Here is a 15,538-nt window from a genome sequence, read left to right as displayed (position 1 = left end):
TTGGCAGTCCTACGTCCGGTCGCATGGTCCGCTCTACTGGCCGCCGCGGTGACGGTGACGTTCGCCAGCCCGGTGCACGCCGATCCGCCACTGCCCAACGTCGTGCCCGACACGGGAACGCGACCATCACCCGCTGGATCTGTTCAACTGCCTGGCGGCCAAGCCCCGACAGCGCCGGCCCCCGGCGGTCCAACCGCCCCGCCGCCGGCGAATCCGCTCGCAGGGCAGATCCTGGCACTGGAGACCGAGGTAGCGACCCTCGGCGAGCAACTGCTTCTGCTCCGGCAGGACCAGACACGCGAGAGCCTCTCCCTGCAGGATTCCGAACGGCAGCTACGCGCGGCGCGCGACGGTCTTCAGCAGGCACAGCAGAGCGTCGTGCCCGCTGCCGCCGACGCCCTCAAACGAGCCGCCGCGGTGCCACCCGGCACCGTCGGCGCCGACCTCAATGAACTGGGCGACCTGGCACGCGCCTACCGCGGACAGCAGGACGACGGCGATATCGACGACGCCGCCCGTGAACTACGACAAGCGCAGGCCGTCGAACAGGTGGCCTACACCCGTCACCGCGCGGCAGTCGCGGCAGAAGAGGCAGCCCGTCGCCGATACGCCTCCTTGGAGACGACCTACAAGCAACGTGAAGCGGCGTTGCTCACGCTGAAACGACGCAACGCTGACCAGTTGGCCACGATCGAGCGGCAACGCGAAGCCGCCGAGCAGCGCCTCGGCGCTGACATCACCGTAAGTGGCAGCATCGCCGGGAAGGCGGCGCACCCGCGGGCCCTGGCCGCCGTGCGGTTCGCCCTCGCCCAGCTTGGCAAGCCCTACGAGTGGGCCGCCGAAGGCCCGAATCGATACGACTGCTCCGGACTGATCTGGGCCGCCTACCGCTCGAAGGGCGCCGACTACGACCAGCTGCCCCGGGTATCACGCGACCAGTACAACGCCACTCGCAGCCGCACCGTCGACCGCAACTCGCTGCTCCCCGGTGATTTGGTCTTCTTCGCCTCCAGTACCAGTTGGAGCAGCATTCACCACATGGGAATGTACATCGGCAACGGCAAGATGGTTCAGGCGCCGACCACCGGTGACGTCGTCAAGGTCTCTAGCGTTTGGTGGTCACGGTTCTTCGCCGCCACCAGGGTCATCCAGGAGGTGCCGGCCCCCAACGCGCCCCCCGTCCAGCCCACTCCCAAGCCCACGCAATCCAAGCCACCAACCCCACGACCCACTCCCACTCCCACCCCCACACCCACCCCACGCCCGACCTCGAGCACGACGCCGAGGCCCACTCCCACAAACACCAAGCCCGGTCCAACGGAGACACCCAGCCCCACAACCACCCCCAGCGCCACCACCACCAGCACACCGAGCCCTACGCAGACCAACGGTTCAATCACGGCGACTCCGTCCCCATCGTGATCCATGCTCACGAAGATTCGGCCCGCCGGCAGCGCCTCCTCACCTCTTGCCGCCCGAGGGCATAGCTTGCGGCAGCGTCGGGCGCAGTGACTGAAGGGCTCGGACGGCCCATGCCTGGCGGGTGCGTGCACCCGCCAGGCTGCTCATCCCGGGGATGGGGTCAGCCACGTCTGCAACTGCGGGCCGAACTGAGCCATCGGCGTGGAGGAAGCCGCCCTCGTCGGATGAGGTGACTGCACAGGTCCTCATCCCTTGGCCCACCCCTCGGGCCACGGCAGCGGTCGCTACGTTGCCGGCCGGGGGACGAGCGCTCAACCAACCGCGATGCGCCGAACCTGCGGTGGTGTCTCGCCCCATCCGCCCCAGTACCGGTCGGTCCGTCATTAGCCGCCTTCCGGAGTGGACGAATGCGACAGTCCCGGGCGTGTGCACCACGAAAAGGCCCTGTTCGAGAGCTGCAGACGCCGATCACTTGACATCTGATACCCCCCGGGGGTACACATCTACCACTTACCCATACCCCCTAGGGGCATAAGGAGTGGTTGAGATGTCATACGGATCCAAGCGGTGGTGGGCCCTCGGCCTCATCGCGCTCGCCCAGTTCATGGTCATCATGGACACATCGATCATCGGCGTCGCACTACCTCGGATGCAGGCCGATCTCGGCTTCTCGCCGGAAGACCTGTCCTGGGTTTTCAACGCCTACGTCGTCGCCTTCGGCGGGCTTCTGCTGCTCGGTGGCCGGCTGTCCGACCTGTTCGGCGCCCGACGCGTGTTCACCGCCGGCTGGGTGATCCTCCTGGTCGGCTCAGCCGCCGCAGGTCTGGCCGACAGCGTCGCTGTGGAGCTGGCCGCCCGCGCCACCCAGGGCGCTGGCGCCGCCCTCATCGCACCCTCAGCGCTGACCCTGCTGATGATGCTCTTCGGCGCCGAGCCGCGAGAACTCACCAAAGCCCTGGCTCTCTACGGGGCCGCCGCACCCGCCGGTGGCACCGCCGGCGTCTTCCTCGGCGGCGTCATCACCGAGTACGTGAGCTGGCCCTGGGTGTTCTACATCAACATCCCGATCGCCCTGCTCGCCGTCCTCGCCACCCCGGCGCTGATGCCGGCCGGCGGCGCCCGCCGCGGCTCCCTCGACATCGCCGGGGCGCTCACCGTCACCGCCGGTCTCGGCGCCGCCGTCTACGCCATCGTTCGCGCTCCCGAAGTCGGCTGGACCTCTGCCCAGACGTGGACGGTCCTCGCGGGCGCCGTCGTCGCGCTGGCGGCGTTCCTCGCCATCCAGGCGGCCCGTCGTGAGCCGCTGATGCGGCTATCCATCTTCCGCGCCCCGAATCTCGCCGCCGCCAACGTCGCCCAGTTGCTGCTCGGCGCGGCGTGGATTCCGATGTGGTTCTACCTCAACCTGTACCTGCAGCAGGTCCTCGGCTACAGCGCCTTCCCCAGCGGAGCGGCGCTGCTGCCAATGACCATCCTCATCATGGTCGGAATGATCGGCCTGGCTCCGCGCGCCATCAACCGGTTTGGCCCCAAGCCCCTGGTGGTGACCGGCCTCGCGGTCCTCGCCGCCGGCCTCGGATGGCTCGCCCTGATCCGTCCCGACGGCACGTTCCTCGCCGACGTCCTGCCCGCGTCACTTGTCGCGGCGCTGGGCATGTCGCTCGCCTTCATTCCATCCCTGGGCACGGCGATTTCCAGCGCTCGGCCCGAGGAAGGCGGGCTGGCCTCCGGCATCGTCAACACCAGCTACCAGGTCGGCTCGGCCCTCGGGTTGGCCGCCATGACCGCGGTCGCCGCGTCTCACGGGGCCGACCGGCTGGATGATCTGACGGCCTTGACCGACGGCTACTCGGCCGCCTTCATCGGCGCCGGCGTCATCGCCGCCGTCGGAGCTGGCATCGCCGCGATCACCCTACGAACCGCCGCGCCCCGTCCGCAGAACATCGCTGACGCTGAAGCCGCCCGGGTCCACTGACGGCTCGCTGTGGCACCCACCGCGATCGACCCAGCCTTGAAAGAGACAGCTATGTGCAACCTTCGGCCCCGATTCAGATCACCTACGACTACGCGACGAACGCCAGCACCGCCAACGGCGCCGTCGCCGTGAATGACAAGACCAGAGGGCAATGCCGTCCTCGTCCTGCCGTCTGATCACAGTGCTGGGGCGCCGGCCTTTACGGCCGGCGCCCCAGTGTGTGCAGTGCACCGTTTGGCAAGCTGGCTCTACTCGACATCCGCCCTGCCGCAGCATCTGATGTCTTCCGGGCAGGGCGTTGAGGTGCGATTGCTCAGACGTACCCGCACTGCCTCGCCTGACTTGACGATCGACGCGGTGTCTCGGAATGCGCCAGGACGTGCCCGGTGCGGTCGTGGGCCCGATTGCATGCCCGGCTCCAAGCGACCCGGGGAAGACACCCTCTACAACGAGCAGCGGCGACAGATGCCGGTTGCGGCATCTGTCCGCTGTCCGCCTTCCTGCACAAGACCGCCCCGTCGGCGCGGCGGCGGCCGGTCACTCAGGGCAGGTGAGGCCGACGGTCTGGCCTCGATCAGCCGCGCTTCATCAGCCGGCCGACGGCGGCCATCATCTCACTGGCCATCTCGTCGGCGCGGCCCTCAGCCGCCCCCTCGTGCATGCAGTGCCGGGCGTGGCCGTCGAGCAGCCCCAGCGCCACCTTGTCCAGCGCGGCCTGGATCGCGGAGATCTGGGTGAGCACGTCGATGCAGTAGCGGTCGTCGTCGACCATTTTCTCGATGCCCCGGACCTGGCCCTCGACGCGGCGCAGCCGCGCGAGCAACTGGTCCTTGCTGGCGGTGTATCCCCGGGTCGGGGTCGGCGTGGGTGTGGTCATACAGCCAAGGATAGCGTACCCCTTGGGGGTATGCTACGGTCGTCGGGACGGATACCCCCTCCCCGTATGTGGAACGCGAAGGGGTGGGGGAGTGTCCGTCCCGTAAGTACCCCCCTGGGGTATATCGTGAGCGTGTGCGAGAGGGGAACTACATGACCACCACCACGTACCAGGTGCAGGGGATGACCTGCGGGCACTGCGTCAACTCGGTCAGCACGGAGATCGGCGCCATCTCCGGCGTCAGCGATGTCTCGGTGGACCTCGCCAGTGGGCAGGTCACCGTGACCAGCGAGGCGCCCCTGGACCCGGCGGCCGTACGGGCTGCCGTCGACGAGGCCGGCTACGACCTCGTCAACGCCTGACAATTCCCACCCACTCCGCAGAACCGAGGTGCCAGTCACATGAACACGGCGACAAAGTTGAGTGGTTTCGCCCTCGGCCTCGCGGTGGTGTTCGGCGCGGCGTACGGGGTCGGCCAGGTAGCCGACCCCGTCGCGCCGGCCGCGGAGAGCCGCCATGACACCGCCGGGCACGACGACGCCAGCCACGATGACACTGGATCCGAAGCTGCCCGGCAGATCCCCGGCGGGCTGCTGGTGTCCGACCGGGGCTACACCCTGACCCCCGTCACCGCCCCAGCGAACGAGTTCGCCTTCCGGATCAACGGCCCCGATGGGCGGGCCGTCACGACCTTCGACGAGGCGCACGACAAGCGGATGCACCTGATCGTCACCCGGCGTGACCTCTCCGGCTTCCGGCACGTACACCCCGAGATGGCCCCGGACGGCACATGGCGGGTCGCCTCGCCGCTCGGAGAGCCCGGCACGTGGCGCGCCTTCGCCGACTTCACGCCCAGCGGAGCCCAGCCGGTGACCCTCGGTGTGGACGTGCCCGTACCCGGCCCGTTCACCCCCCGCCCGCTGCCCGCCCCCGCGACCAGCAGCACCGTCGACGGCTACACCGTCACCATCGACGGCGCCCTCCAGCCCGGCCGCACCGCCAAACTGACCCTGACCATCAACCGCGACGGCGCTGCCGTGACCGACCTTCAGCCCTACCTAGGGGCATACGGGCACCTGGTCGCGCTGCGTCAAGGTGACCTGGCGTACCTGCACGTACACCCGGACGGCGTGCCCGGCGACGGGCGGACCACCTCAGGCCCGCAGGTCACCTTCTTCGCCGAGGTCCCATCCGCCGGCACATACCGGCTGTTCCTCGACTTCCAGCACCAGGGCACCGTCCGTACCGCGGCGTTCACCCTCACCGCTGGCGACGCCGCCGACGCTGGCGGACCCGCCGAACCCGCGGCGCCTGCCACGCCAACCCCGTCAGAGAGCGCCGGGCACGGCGAACCCGGCCATGGCCACAACTGAAGCGGAGCTTGTCATGACCTCACCCGCCAAGCCGCTGAGCGTTGCGCCGAACCAGATCGAACTGGCTATCGGCGGGATGACCTGCGCCTCCTGCGCCGCCCGCATTGAGAAGAAACTCAACCGCCTGGAGGGCGTGAGCGCCACCGTCAACTACGCCACGGAGAAGGCCACCGTCCGCTACGACGACACCCTCACACCGCAGGACCTGATCGCGACGGTCGAAAAGACCGGCTACACCGCGGTCCTACCCCCACCGCCCTCGGCCACGTCGTCCGACGCCGCCGAGCCAGTAGACGAGCTGCACAGCCTGCGGACCCGGCTCTGGGTGTCGGTGGCGCTCAGCGTGCCGGTGGTCCTGCTGGCCATGGTGCCGACCTGGCAGTTCAACTACTGGCAGTGGCTGTCATTGACCCTGGCCGCCCCGGTGGTGGTCTGGGGTGGGCTGCCCTTCCACCGGGCGGCCTGGACCAACCTGCGGCACGGCGCGGCGACCATGGACACCCTGATCTCGCTGGGCACGCTCGCCGCCTTCGGGTGGTCGCTCTGGGCGCTCTTCCTCGGCGACGCCGGGATGCCCGGGATGACGCATCCGTTCCGCTTCGACATCACCCGCACCGACGGCGCCGGCAACATCTACCTGGAGGCGGCCGCCGGGGTGACGGTGTTCATCCTGGCCGGCCGCTACTTCGAGGCCCGCTCCAAGCGGACCGCCGGCGCCGCCCTGCGCGCCCTGCTCGAACTCGGCGCCAAGGAGGTGGCGGTGCTCCGCGACGGGGTGGAGACCCGGATCCCCGTCGACCAGCTCGCCGTCGGCGACCGGTTCGTGGTCCGCCCAGGCGAGAAGATCGCCACCGACGGGGTGGTGGACGAGGGCACCTCGGCCGTCGACGCCAGCATGCTCACCGGCGAATCGGTCCCGGTCGAAGTGGGTCCCGGTGACACCGTGGTGGGCGCCACCGTCAACGCCGGCGGCCGACTCGTCGTCACCGCCACCCGGGTCGGCGGAGACACCCAACTCGCCCAGATGGCCAAGCTCGTCGAGCAGGCCCAAACCGGCAAGGCCGCCGTGCAGCGCCTCGCCGACCGGATCTCCGGCGTGTTCGTGCCGATCGTCATCACGCTCGCCGTCGGCACCCTCGGATTCTGGATCGGCAATGACGGTGGCCTCACCGCCGCGTTCACCGCCGCCGTGGCCGTGCTGATCATCGCCTGCCCCTGCGCGCTCGGCCTGGCCACGCCGACCGCGCTGCTCGTCGGCACGGGCCGGGGCGCCCAACTCGGCATCCTTATCAAGGGACCGGAGATGCTGGAGTCGACCCGGCGGGTGGACACCGTGGTGCTGGACAAAACCGGCACGGTCACCACCGGGAAGATGACCCTGGTCGACGTGGTCCCCGCCGACGGGCAGGACGCTGACGAACTGCTGCGCCTCGCTGGCGCACTGGAGGCCGCAAGCGAGCACCCGATCGCCCAGGCGGTCGCCGCTGGCGCCGCCAAGGCCGGCGCGCTAGCGCCGGTGGAAGGCTTCGCCAACGCCGAAGGGCTTGGCGTGAGCGGCACCGTTGACGGTCGCGAGGTACTGGTCGGTCGGCTTCGGCTGCTACGCGAGCGCGGCCTGGACGTACCGCCCGAGGTCGAGCAGGCCGCGGCCGACGCGCAGACGGCAGGTCACACAGCGGTTCTGGCAGGCTGGGGTGGTCGGGCCCGAGGGGTGCTGGTGGTCGCCGATGTGGTCCGGCCAACCAGTCGAGCCGCGATCGGCCAGCTCCGGTCACTGGGGCTGACCCCGGTGCTGCTCACCGGCGACAACACCGCCGTCGCCCGAACCGTCGCGGCGGAGGTCGGCATCGATGAGGTGATCGCTGAGGTCATGCCGGCTGACAAGGTCGACGTGGTCAAGCGGCTGCAAGCCGACGGCAAGGTTGTCGCGATGGTCGGTGACGGAGTCAATGACGCCGCCGCGCTGGCCCAGGCCGATCTGGGCCTGGCCATGGGCACCGGCACCGACGTGGCGATCGAGGCATCGGATCTGACCCTGGTCCGCGGTGACCTAACGGCCGCCGTGGACGCCATCCGGCTCTCCCGCCGAACCCTTCGCATCATCAAGAGCAACCTGTTCTGGGCCTTCGCCTACAACGTGGCCGCTCTGCCGTTGGCCGCGGCCGGTCTGCTCAACCCGATGATCGCTGGCGCGGCAATGGCCTTCTCGTCGGTGTTCGTGGTGGCCAACAGCCTCCGGCTGCGCCGCTTCCAACCCGTCAGCTAGCCCATCGCACACGAGGCGCAGCTGCCCGGCACTGTGCCCGGAGATCAGCAGGTCGAGCTGCCCCAGGACCAGGGCGGCGTCGACCCCACCGATCCTGGCGGCCCAGGAGCCACGACCGGGACCCGCTCCGTTGGTGACCGGAACACGGATACGGCCGATGTGGCAACACGCCACATCGGCCGTATCCATACCTGGGTATCTCCGTGGGCCGCCAGTCGAAGCGGGCTTTCCCGCCGTGTGCGCGAGAGAAGGACGATCTTGTTCAGCCCATCCGATCAGGGCTCCGGCGGCTCTATCGGAGTTGATCGCGCAGATCGTTCATCTCGGAGACGTCCTGCAGCTGCTCATCATGGATCTTCTTTGCCAGCTCCGCCGCCTGGCCGGTACCGGTGGCCGACTCCATGTCCGCCATCATGATCGCCGACATGTGGTGACTGCTGAACATGTCCAGCCACGCGAGGTCGAACTCGCGGCCGGACAGCGACTGCAATTGGCTCATCTCCTGCTCATTGAACCGTGACAGCGGCGGCTCCGGCGGCTGCGCGCTCATGTTGGCACCCTGGGCGACCTGCCGAAGCTCGGGCAGTTCGGCCTGCTGATTCCGCTGGGAGCGTTCGGCGATCGCCTTCACTCCCGGAGTTGAAGCCTTATCTATTGCCAGCTGCGCGAGTTCGATGCCTTCTTCATGGTGGGACACCATCATGGCGGCGAACATGGCCGATCCGTGGGTTGGTCCTGATGGCGACGGGCTAGCCGGACTGGGCGCCGCGAAGGCTGCCACGTTGCCACTTCCGCCGACGGCGACGGCCAGTGCAATCAACGCGCCTGCCCCGATGACCCGGAAGCGTCGTCTGCTCATGTCGTGCCTCCACACTGACCCCGAAGGGCCTTGATGAGGATCCGATAGCGCGAGCGGTGGCCACGCACATCGGAGAAATCTGGGCGGCAGCGCATACCCCTGCAGCCGCTGCACTAACTCGACCTCTCCGCCGGCCAGCGTCGGGCAGGGGCCACCTTGGCCGCGGGTCTCCATCGGAGCTGAACAAGCCCTAGCGACGCTCGCCGGAAACGCATCAAGCGCTCGCGACGCCGTGCTCGCCACAGCTGTGACCGTGAGCCGTCCAGCAGCCGTCCTGATGCTCAGCCCGCTTGGCGCCGCGTGGACCGGCTTGCGATGCCCGCCTTCGCTCAGGGTCGACGCGCACCCATGTACGGCATGGAGTCCAGACGCGCCATCTTCACCGGCACCCCGGCACGAGAAGCATGAACGATAAGACCATTGCCCACATACATGCCGACGTGATGCAGGTCGCTGTAAAAGAAGACCAGGTCGCCAGAGCGCAGGTCAGCCCGGGAGACAGGGGTTCCCTGGCGCCACTGGGCACCGGTGAAGTGGGTCAGCGACACTCCCGCCGCCTTCCACGCATACTGCGTCAGCCCCGAGCAGTCAAAGGAGTCCGGCCCATCCGAACCCCACACATACGGCTTGCCGATCTGCGCGCACGCCACCTTCACCGCTGTCCCGGCGGCACCGCCGGGGTTGACCGCTGGGCAGGAGCCAATCCGCAGCGACGCCGTCGACGCGCTTGATCCGCCGCCGCTCCGAGTCCGCAAAGTCTCGAGCCGGTCAACTTCGGCCTGGATCACCTTGCGGCGTCCCGCGAGTTCGGCGTCCAGCCGCTTCTGCTTCGCGACCAGCGCTTCGACGCTCTCGCGCTGACGCATCAGATCGTCACGCGCTGCCACCACCCCGGCGATCGCCCGGTTGTTGGACCGCGAAACGTAGTCGAGCATCGCTAACCGATCCGACATCGACTGCGGGTCGCCCGTCGCCAGGACGGCGTTGATGTACGAGGCGGGGCCCAGCCGATACTGCCGCGCCGCCAACCCGTTCACCTGCCCCTGAGACAGTTCAACCCGTAGTTGCAGGGGCTCGATCTTCTTCTGCAGTACCGCGGACTTGGCTTTGTTGGACTGCAGCTCCGCATGGATCCCGTTGTACTGCTCGATGACCGGTTCGAGTTTCTCCCACGCCGCATCGAGCTGCCGCTCAATCTCCGCGGCGGACGGCTCGGCTCTCGCTGGCACCGCGACGCTCACCCCGCCTGCCACGCTGACCAACGCGACCATGACCGCACCGACCAGCAGGCGGTTCACGCGTGACCTCACCACTGCACACCCTCTCGGCCGAGCGGATTCGGCTGACACGTCGTCGGGCACGTTGAGCGGCCGTCCCCACACGGCGGCATCTCCCATGCCTGAAGTGCGGGCCGGGCCGATCACACCGGAGGTTACACAGGCGCCGCTGAGCCGTCTACTACCAGCTGTTAGTAGTCGGCGGAAGCGGGTAGGCGCGGGGACCAGCGGCGACGTGAAAGCGAGGACCGAGTGATATCGACGAGTCGAGCACCGACGGCGAAAGCACCCACGTTGATCCGGATCAGCTACCCGTCGAATGATGTGCGCACCTACCGCGGGCCAGCACGCCAGGCGCGAGGCTAGGCGCCCACTGATGACACCGCGACACGAGGCTCGGCTGGCTGAGCCTCACTGCGACGCCGACGCAGTGGCGGTCATGGATGCGCCTTGCGGTGTCCGTAGCTGGTGAGCCCTCGGGGCTTGACCACAGACAGGACCAATGCCGTGAGCAGGAGCGCCACTGCTGCTCCGGCATGCAGGACGGGGGAGGGACTGCGCAGGAGATGGAGATCTGCTGGGCTGGTCGCGTTGCGGGCTAGCGTCGCCAAATTCCCCAGAGTCTGCATGTACAGCAGGAGCACGCCGACCGCGACAAGGTTCATCGCCAGCTTGGTGAGGATCCAATAGTGCCGGAACAACCCCCACCTGCTGCCTAGGGACTGTACGAGGCCGGTCAGCAGGGACGCGAGGCTCAACGGGATGAGGGCGTACCAGCCGACGACCTCCAGAACAAGGTAGGCCCCGCGCGTCATCGCAGCGTCACTAGCGAGCCACCCCGCCACGGCGAGAACCAAAGACGTCACCACCGCGCCTAGCCAGCCGACTGAACACCCGATGTGCATCACCAACGCGACCTTGCGACCACGCGGGCTCAAGCGCACGACCGGCACGCCCCGCGCCCGCTGTCCACGCCCAAGGTCGCAAGCGGAGAGGCGCCGACAGCGGCGGTCGCACCGTGCATGTGCCGGCCGGGCCCGTGACCGGCGAGCAGCATCGCGATCACCAGCAATACCAGCGCTGCCCCGACCACCGCCAGCACCTTGAACCAGCGCGGGGCCCGACCAGTCGCCGTCGCGCGAGCATCGGCCGAGTCCTTCACCGGAGGAATGGTCGAACTCTGACCGTCGCTGTTCACTGTTTGATCATCCATGGAGCATCTGCCTCTCAAGCCTCTATCGGTTTTTCGAGACAGAGTGTCGCACCTTGAGTCATGGTGACGCCAGGGGGCCACCACGTATGATTTCTTCGTGCCCAGGCTCTGGACGACCACGATCGAGGAACACCGCCGGACCGTGCAGGCCGCCGTACTCGACGCGACCGCCGACCTCGTAGCACAGCACGGACTGACGTCGGTGACGATGTCGCAGATCGCCAAAGCCACCGGAATCGGGCGGGCGACGCTCTACAAGTACTTCCCCGACGTCGAAGCCATCATGATCACGTGGCATGAACGGCGAATCGGGCACCATCTCGACCACCTCGCAGCCATCGGCTCGAAGGATGGCGGCCCGGAGCAACGGCTCCACGCCGTGCTGAATGCCTACGCGACCATCCAGCATGGGCACCGCGACCATCCGCTCGCGTCGCTGCTGCATCGAGGCCCTCATCTGCTCCAGGCACGTCGCCACCTGCGCGACTTCTTCGCCGAACTGCTCTCCGAGGCCGCGGCAGACGGACACGTCCGCGACGACATCGCGCCGAGCGAACTCGCGGACTACTGCCTGCATGCCCTTGACGCCGCGACCGAGCTATCGACCGGCGCCGCTGTCAACCGGCTTGTCGCCGTCACGGTCGCGGGGCTACGCCCCTAGGATCTGCGTCGAAAGCCGAGGCGGTGGTGGATGGAGGCATGGCCGGCGATATGCCCCTGGGCTGCCCGCGAGGCCGCCCGCCTGGCGTGTGACGCTTGGACGTCACGTTCGACTACGGTGCCTTTTCTCTGGGCTTGGGGCGGGATTCCCGCTCATGGTGGGCGTTCCTGCCGCGGAGTCGTGGGCATGGCACGCCCGGAAGGGCTGGTCCTCTCGGCACGCCTGGCCACCGGGGTGCGGGCGTGGTCGGACTGGAAGGACCTGCACAGCGAGTACGGCGGTGGTCGGGTCGCCACCGACGAGCAGTACCGGGAGTGGATTGGCCAAGGCCGGAAGCTGGCTCGGGGACTGTCGGAGGAGACCGGTGCGACGGTCGCCTACCCGGGGGATCGCGGCGAGCCGATCCCGACTCCCCGCCACTGCGCTAGGCGGAGTCGGTTACGGCCATTCGTTTGATAACCGCGGAGTGGAGGATCGCCCAGGTAGTGCGCGGCAGTTTTGTCGAACGGGTTAGCGACCGCACTTCAGCCCCCGGTCCAGGCCGGGCGGAGCTGCCCAGGTGGGACAGCGGGGCGCAGACGACCCGGCCTGGACTGCCGCGCTTTCGTCAGGCGGGGACCGCCTCGTAACCGGCTTCCTGGATCGCCCTCACGATGATGGCGTCGTCGATGTTCACGTCTGACGTCACCGTCACCTGACCGGTGGCAGAGTCCGCCTCGACGCTGGCGATGCCCTCTACCGCACCGACTCCGGCCTTCACCTTGTTCGCGCAGCCGTTACAGGTCATTCCGTTGACCTTGTAGGTCTTGGCACCCACGACCATCCCCTTTCTCCTATACCCCTACAGGGTATGCACTTGCTCGGACCCTACGTCACAGGAGTGGGACCGGACAACCCCCACCCCCTACGGGTATCCAGGCCTCCACGGCGTGCGTCGTCGGCTCACGCACCCCAGCCAGGTCCTGGCTCGGGTGCCTCAGAGCCTTCCGGCGCACACAACGGGGCCTGTCGCAGAGGCATCCTGATGCGGCGATGTCGCTTGTCCGGCGGAGACTGCTTGCCGGCCGGCGCAATCCAACGCCTGCCCTTGCCGAATGTGTCGCCGGTGGAGTCCCACCCGACCGGCGACACGTTCAGGGGTCAGCTACTGGAGCGTGGCCTGGGCGTGATGATGAAGGCCAGGCCAGCGGCGGCGGCCGCGATGATGGCGCCGGTGGTAAAACCACGGGAGAACCCTTCAGTGCTGGTCCCGGCGATACTTGCCGCGGCCATGCTCGACACGACAGCGGCGCCGAGCGATGCCCCGAACTCGTGGAACGTGCTGACAATTCCAGACGCCAGCCCGGCCTCTCGTGGATCGATCTGCCCTAGAGCAGTAGCGGATGCGACGACGAAGACCGCCCCGGTGCCGGCGGCGGCAAGGCTGACGCCGGAAACCATGGCCACGGTCCCGCCCCATAGCGCGGGGATCACGAAGCCCGCCGCAGCGAGGAGAAGTCCCAGCACGGCGAGGGTGCGCGGGCCCGTACGACCAACGACGCGGCCCGCTGCGTTGGCCCCGAGCATGGTCGCGAGCGCTACCGGGAGAAAGAGCAATCCGGTCTGCAGGGCGCCGTAGCCGCGGTGGTCCTGAAGGTAGAACGACCCGAGGAAGAAGACAGTGATCATCAGGGCGGTGGCCACCAGGATCAGCAGAGTCCCGGTCGCCACCGGTCGGCGCAACAGCAGTCGCAAATCCATGAGCGGGCTCGCCGCGAGGCGCTGACGGACAACGAAACCACCGTAGAGAGCCACCGCCGTTGCGAGGAGCGCCGCGGTCGTTGGGGTGCCCCAGCCCTGGTCTCCAGCTCTGATCAGTGCGTAGATCAGGGTTCCGGTGGCAGCGGTCACCAGCGCCGCTCCCGGTACGTCAAGCCGCCCCGGCGCCCCGGTGCTCTGCTGCGGCGGGAGTTGCGCCCGCAGGATGAGCAGCAGGACGAGTCCCACCGGGACGTTGATGAAGAACACCCACGGCCAGCCCGGTCCGGCGGTCAATAGGCCACCGAGAAGGACCCCCAGGGCGGCCCCGCTGCCACCCAGTGCAGACCAGATCCCGAGGGCCTTGTTGCGTTCATCGCCCTCGAAAATCGTGACGACCAGAGAGAGCGCGGCGGGGGACAGGATCGCCGCAGCAACGCCTTGGGCGATGCGACCGCCCAGCAGCATGGGGCCGTTGGTTGCCAGTCCGGCGAGCAGGGACGCGGCCGTGAACAGAAGGAGCCCCACGATGACAAGGCGTCGGGCTCCGAACAGGTCGGCGGCGCGGCCCCCGAGTAGCAGCAGGCCACCGAAGGCGAGGGTGTAACCGCTCACTACCCAGGTGAGGGTCTCCCGCCCGAGGCCGAGGTCCGCACCCACGTGGGGAAGGGCGATCGCGACCACTGTGACATCCAGGATCAACATCAACTGGGCGACGCCGACGAGGCCCAGGATCTTCCAGCGGTGCGGGTTGGGACCGCGGGTCGGACTCGTCGGGGCCATGGTTTCGGCCATGACTATCCGCCTCCTTCAGGTAAGTTGAACATGAGTGTTCGAGTTGTAGCGGCTACCATAACTCATACAGGTCTGTTCGACTTGAAGGAGTTGCATGTCCCACTCGGGAACCAGCCAGGCCCGCAGAGCCGACGCTCGGCAAAACGTCGAGAAGATCCTGGACGCCGCGATCACCAGCCTCAGTCGAAACGCCGACGCGAGCGTGAGCGAGATTGCCCAGGCCGCAGGAGTGGGTCGAGTGACTCTCTACGGGCACTTCCCGACTCGGGACGCCCTCATCGAGGCTGCGCTGGTACGAGTCATATCCGAGGGCGAGGCGGTCCTGGCAAGTCTGGATCTCTCAGGCAGCCCTCGACGGGCATTGCGCGTCCTGATCGAGTCAAGCTGGCTGCTGATCGCCCGGGCGAGCGCCGTCCTTGCAGCGGCTCAGGCGGCGCTCCCTCCCGGACGGATACACCAACTACACGCCGAACCTGCTCAGCGCGTAGATGAGTTGATCCGTCGCGGCCAAGCCGAAGGAGCCTTTCGAGATGACCTCCCGGCGACCTGGCTGACCAGCGTCCTGCACCACTTGCTGAAGGGCGCGGCGGTGGACGTAGCCAACGGGCTCCTAGCGCAGGTGGACGCGCCACGTCTCATCGCCGAGACCGTCCTGGCCGCCTACACGCGTGCCGACACATAGCAGCCGCTTGCGGTTCATCGGCCCCAGGCTCGACGCCGGCAAACGGAACGGGGGTCCTCCACCTCGCCTGCTGTTGCCTCGTCCAGTTCCCAGCAAATCGAGCCGGCAGCCCAGCCCCTGCTCGACGACCCCACCTTGATGGCCTCCCTGAGGACCTACATCTGTGGGGCTCGTGAGCTGCCGTGCCCGCCATCTTGGGTTGACCCGACAATCATGGCGAAGGATGGGGACTCGATCAGGGCCCATCTACCGGTAAAGAGCGACACGGCCGGTGCCGAGTCAGCTGGCAGGTGCCTAAACGATCGGTGCTGCGGGCGGTGTGGCGGCAGCGTCACCGGCGGCAGCGCGGCCCATTCATAGCGTGTGCGGTAGCACACACATCGTGATCGCAGCTGGCGTCC

14 protein-coding genes are annotated in these 15,538 nt (G+C 68.1%); 7 read left to right on the top strand and 7 right to left on the bottom strand.

What is annotated here, in order from left to right:
• Window positions 1-48 precede the first annotated feature (48 nt).
• Window positions 49-1,422 (top strand): C40 family peptidase, encoded by a 1,374-nt coding sequence (locus ACTWLT_RS09650; RefSeq protein ID WP_445318004.1) that lies wholly within the window; start codon window positions 49-51, stop codon window positions 1,420-1,422.
• Between the two features lie 547 nt (window positions 1,423-1,969).
• Window positions 1,970-3,397 carry an MFS transporter gene (locus ACTWLT_RS09645; RefSeq protein ID WP_445318003.1) on the top strand — a complete coding sequence of 476 codons (1,428 nt, stop codon included), beginning with the start codon at window positions 1,970-1,972 and terminating at the stop codon, window positions 3,395-3,397.
• A 574-nt stretch (window positions 3,398-3,971) separates the two neighbouring features.
• Here ACTWLT_RS09645 and ACTWLT_RS09640 read toward each other — a convergent pair.
• Window positions 3,972-4,274 (bottom strand): metal-sensitive transcriptional regulator, encoded by a 303-nt coding sequence (locus ACTWLT_RS09640; RefSeq protein ID WP_269683478.1) that lies wholly within the window; start codon window positions 4,272-4,274, stop codon window positions 3,972-3,974.
• Between the two features lie 152 nt (window positions 4,275-4,426).
• Here ACTWLT_RS09640 and ACTWLT_RS09635 point away from each other — a divergent pair, with 152 nt between their 5' ends.
• From ACTWLT_RS09635 to ACTWLT_RS09625, 3 genes are read left to right on the top strand one after another with little or no spacing between them, the layout of a single operon-like run.
• Window positions 4,427-4,636, top strand: a complete 210-nt coding sequence (locus ACTWLT_RS09635) for a heavy-metal-associated domain-containing protein (RefSeq protein WP_445318002.1) — start codon at window positions 4,427-4,429, stop codon at window positions 4,634-4,636.
• Between the two features lie 39 nt (window positions 4,637-4,675).
• Window positions 4,676-5,647, top strand: a complete 972-nt coding sequence (locus tag ACTWLT_RS09630) for a DUF8832 domain-containing protein (RefSeq protein WP_445318001.1) — start codon at window positions 4,676-4,678, stop codon at window positions 5,645-5,647.
• A gap of 13 nt (window positions 5,648-5,660) precedes the next feature.
• On the top strand, window positions 5,661-7,913 hold the full coding sequence (locus tag ACTWLT_RS09625) for a heavy metal translocating P-type ATPase (protein ID WP_445318000.1): 2,253 nt from the start codon (window positions 5,661-5,663) through the stop codon (window positions 7,911-7,913).
• Between the two features lie 292 nt (window positions 7,914-8,205).
• Here ACTWLT_RS09625 and ACTWLT_RS09620 read toward each other — a convergent pair whose 3' ends face one another.
• From ACTWLT_RS09620 to ACTWLT_RS09605, 4 genes are all read right to left on the bottom strand, one after another.
• On the bottom strand, window positions 8,206-8,772 hold the full coding sequence (locus ACTWLT_RS09620) for a DUF305 domain-containing protein (RefSeq protein ID WP_445317999.1): 567 nt from the start codon (window positions 8,770-8,772) through the stop codon (window positions 8,206-8,208).
• 329 nt (window positions 8,773-9,101) lie between these two features.
• A complete protein-coding gene (locus ACTWLT_RS09615) occupies window positions 9,102-10,070 on the bottom strand; it encodes a C40 family peptidase (protein WP_445317998.1) in 969 nt (322 codons plus the stop codon).
• 416 nt (window positions 10,071-10,486) lie between these two features.
• The gene (locus ACTWLT_RS09610) at window positions 10,487-10,957 is read right to left on the bottom strand and encodes a DUF2269 domain-containing protein (protein ID WP_445317997.1); all 471 of its coding nucleotides are present in this window, start codon (window positions 10,955-10,957) and stop codon (window positions 10,487-10,489) included.
• 26 nt (window positions 10,958-10,983) lie between these two features.
• Window positions 10,984-11,247, bottom strand: coding sequence for a hypothetical protein (locus ACTWLT_RS09605; protein ID WP_445317996.1), 264 nt, complete (start codon window positions 11,245-11,247; stop codon window positions 10,984-10,986).
• A 112-nt stretch (window positions 11,248-11,359) separates the two neighbouring features.
• Between ACTWLT_RS09605 and ACTWLT_RS09600 the strand changes: the two genes are divergently transcribed.
• Entirely contained in the window at window positions 11,360-11,923 is a 564-nt protein-coding gene (locus tag ACTWLT_RS09600; RefSeq protein ID WP_445317995.1) for a TetR/AcrR family transcriptional regulator, read from the top strand.
• 607 nt (window positions 11,924-12,530) lie between these two features.
• Here ACTWLT_RS09600 and ACTWLT_RS09595 read toward each other — a convergent pair.
• On the bottom strand, window positions 12,531-12,740 hold the full coding sequence (locus tag ACTWLT_RS09595; protein ID WP_252417997.1) for a heavy-metal-associated domain-containing protein: 210 nt from the start codon (window positions 12,738-12,740) through the stop codon (window positions 12,531-12,533).
• 323 nt (window positions 12,741-13,063) lie between these two features.
• Entirely contained in the window at window positions 13,064-14,455 is a 1,392-nt protein-coding gene (locus tag ACTWLT_RS09590) for an MFS transporter (protein WP_445317994.1), read from the bottom strand.
• 94 nt (window positions 14,456-14,549) lie between these two features.
• Between ACTWLT_RS09590 and ACTWLT_RS09585 the strand changes: the two genes are divergently transcribed.
• Window positions 14,550-15,137 carry a TetR/AcrR family transcriptional regulator gene (locus tag ACTWLT_RS09585; protein WP_445317993.1) on the top strand — a complete coding sequence of 196 codons (588 nt, stop codon included), beginning with the start codon at window positions 14,550-14,552 and terminating at the stop codon, window positions 15,135-15,137.
• Window positions 15,138-15,538 lie beyond the last annotated feature (401 nt).

This window comes from Micromonospora yongxingensis (assembly GCF_052601155.1).
The sequence above is the reverse complement of the archived record's forward strand: the minus strand, read 5'-3'. Positions and strand labels throughout refer to the sequence as shown.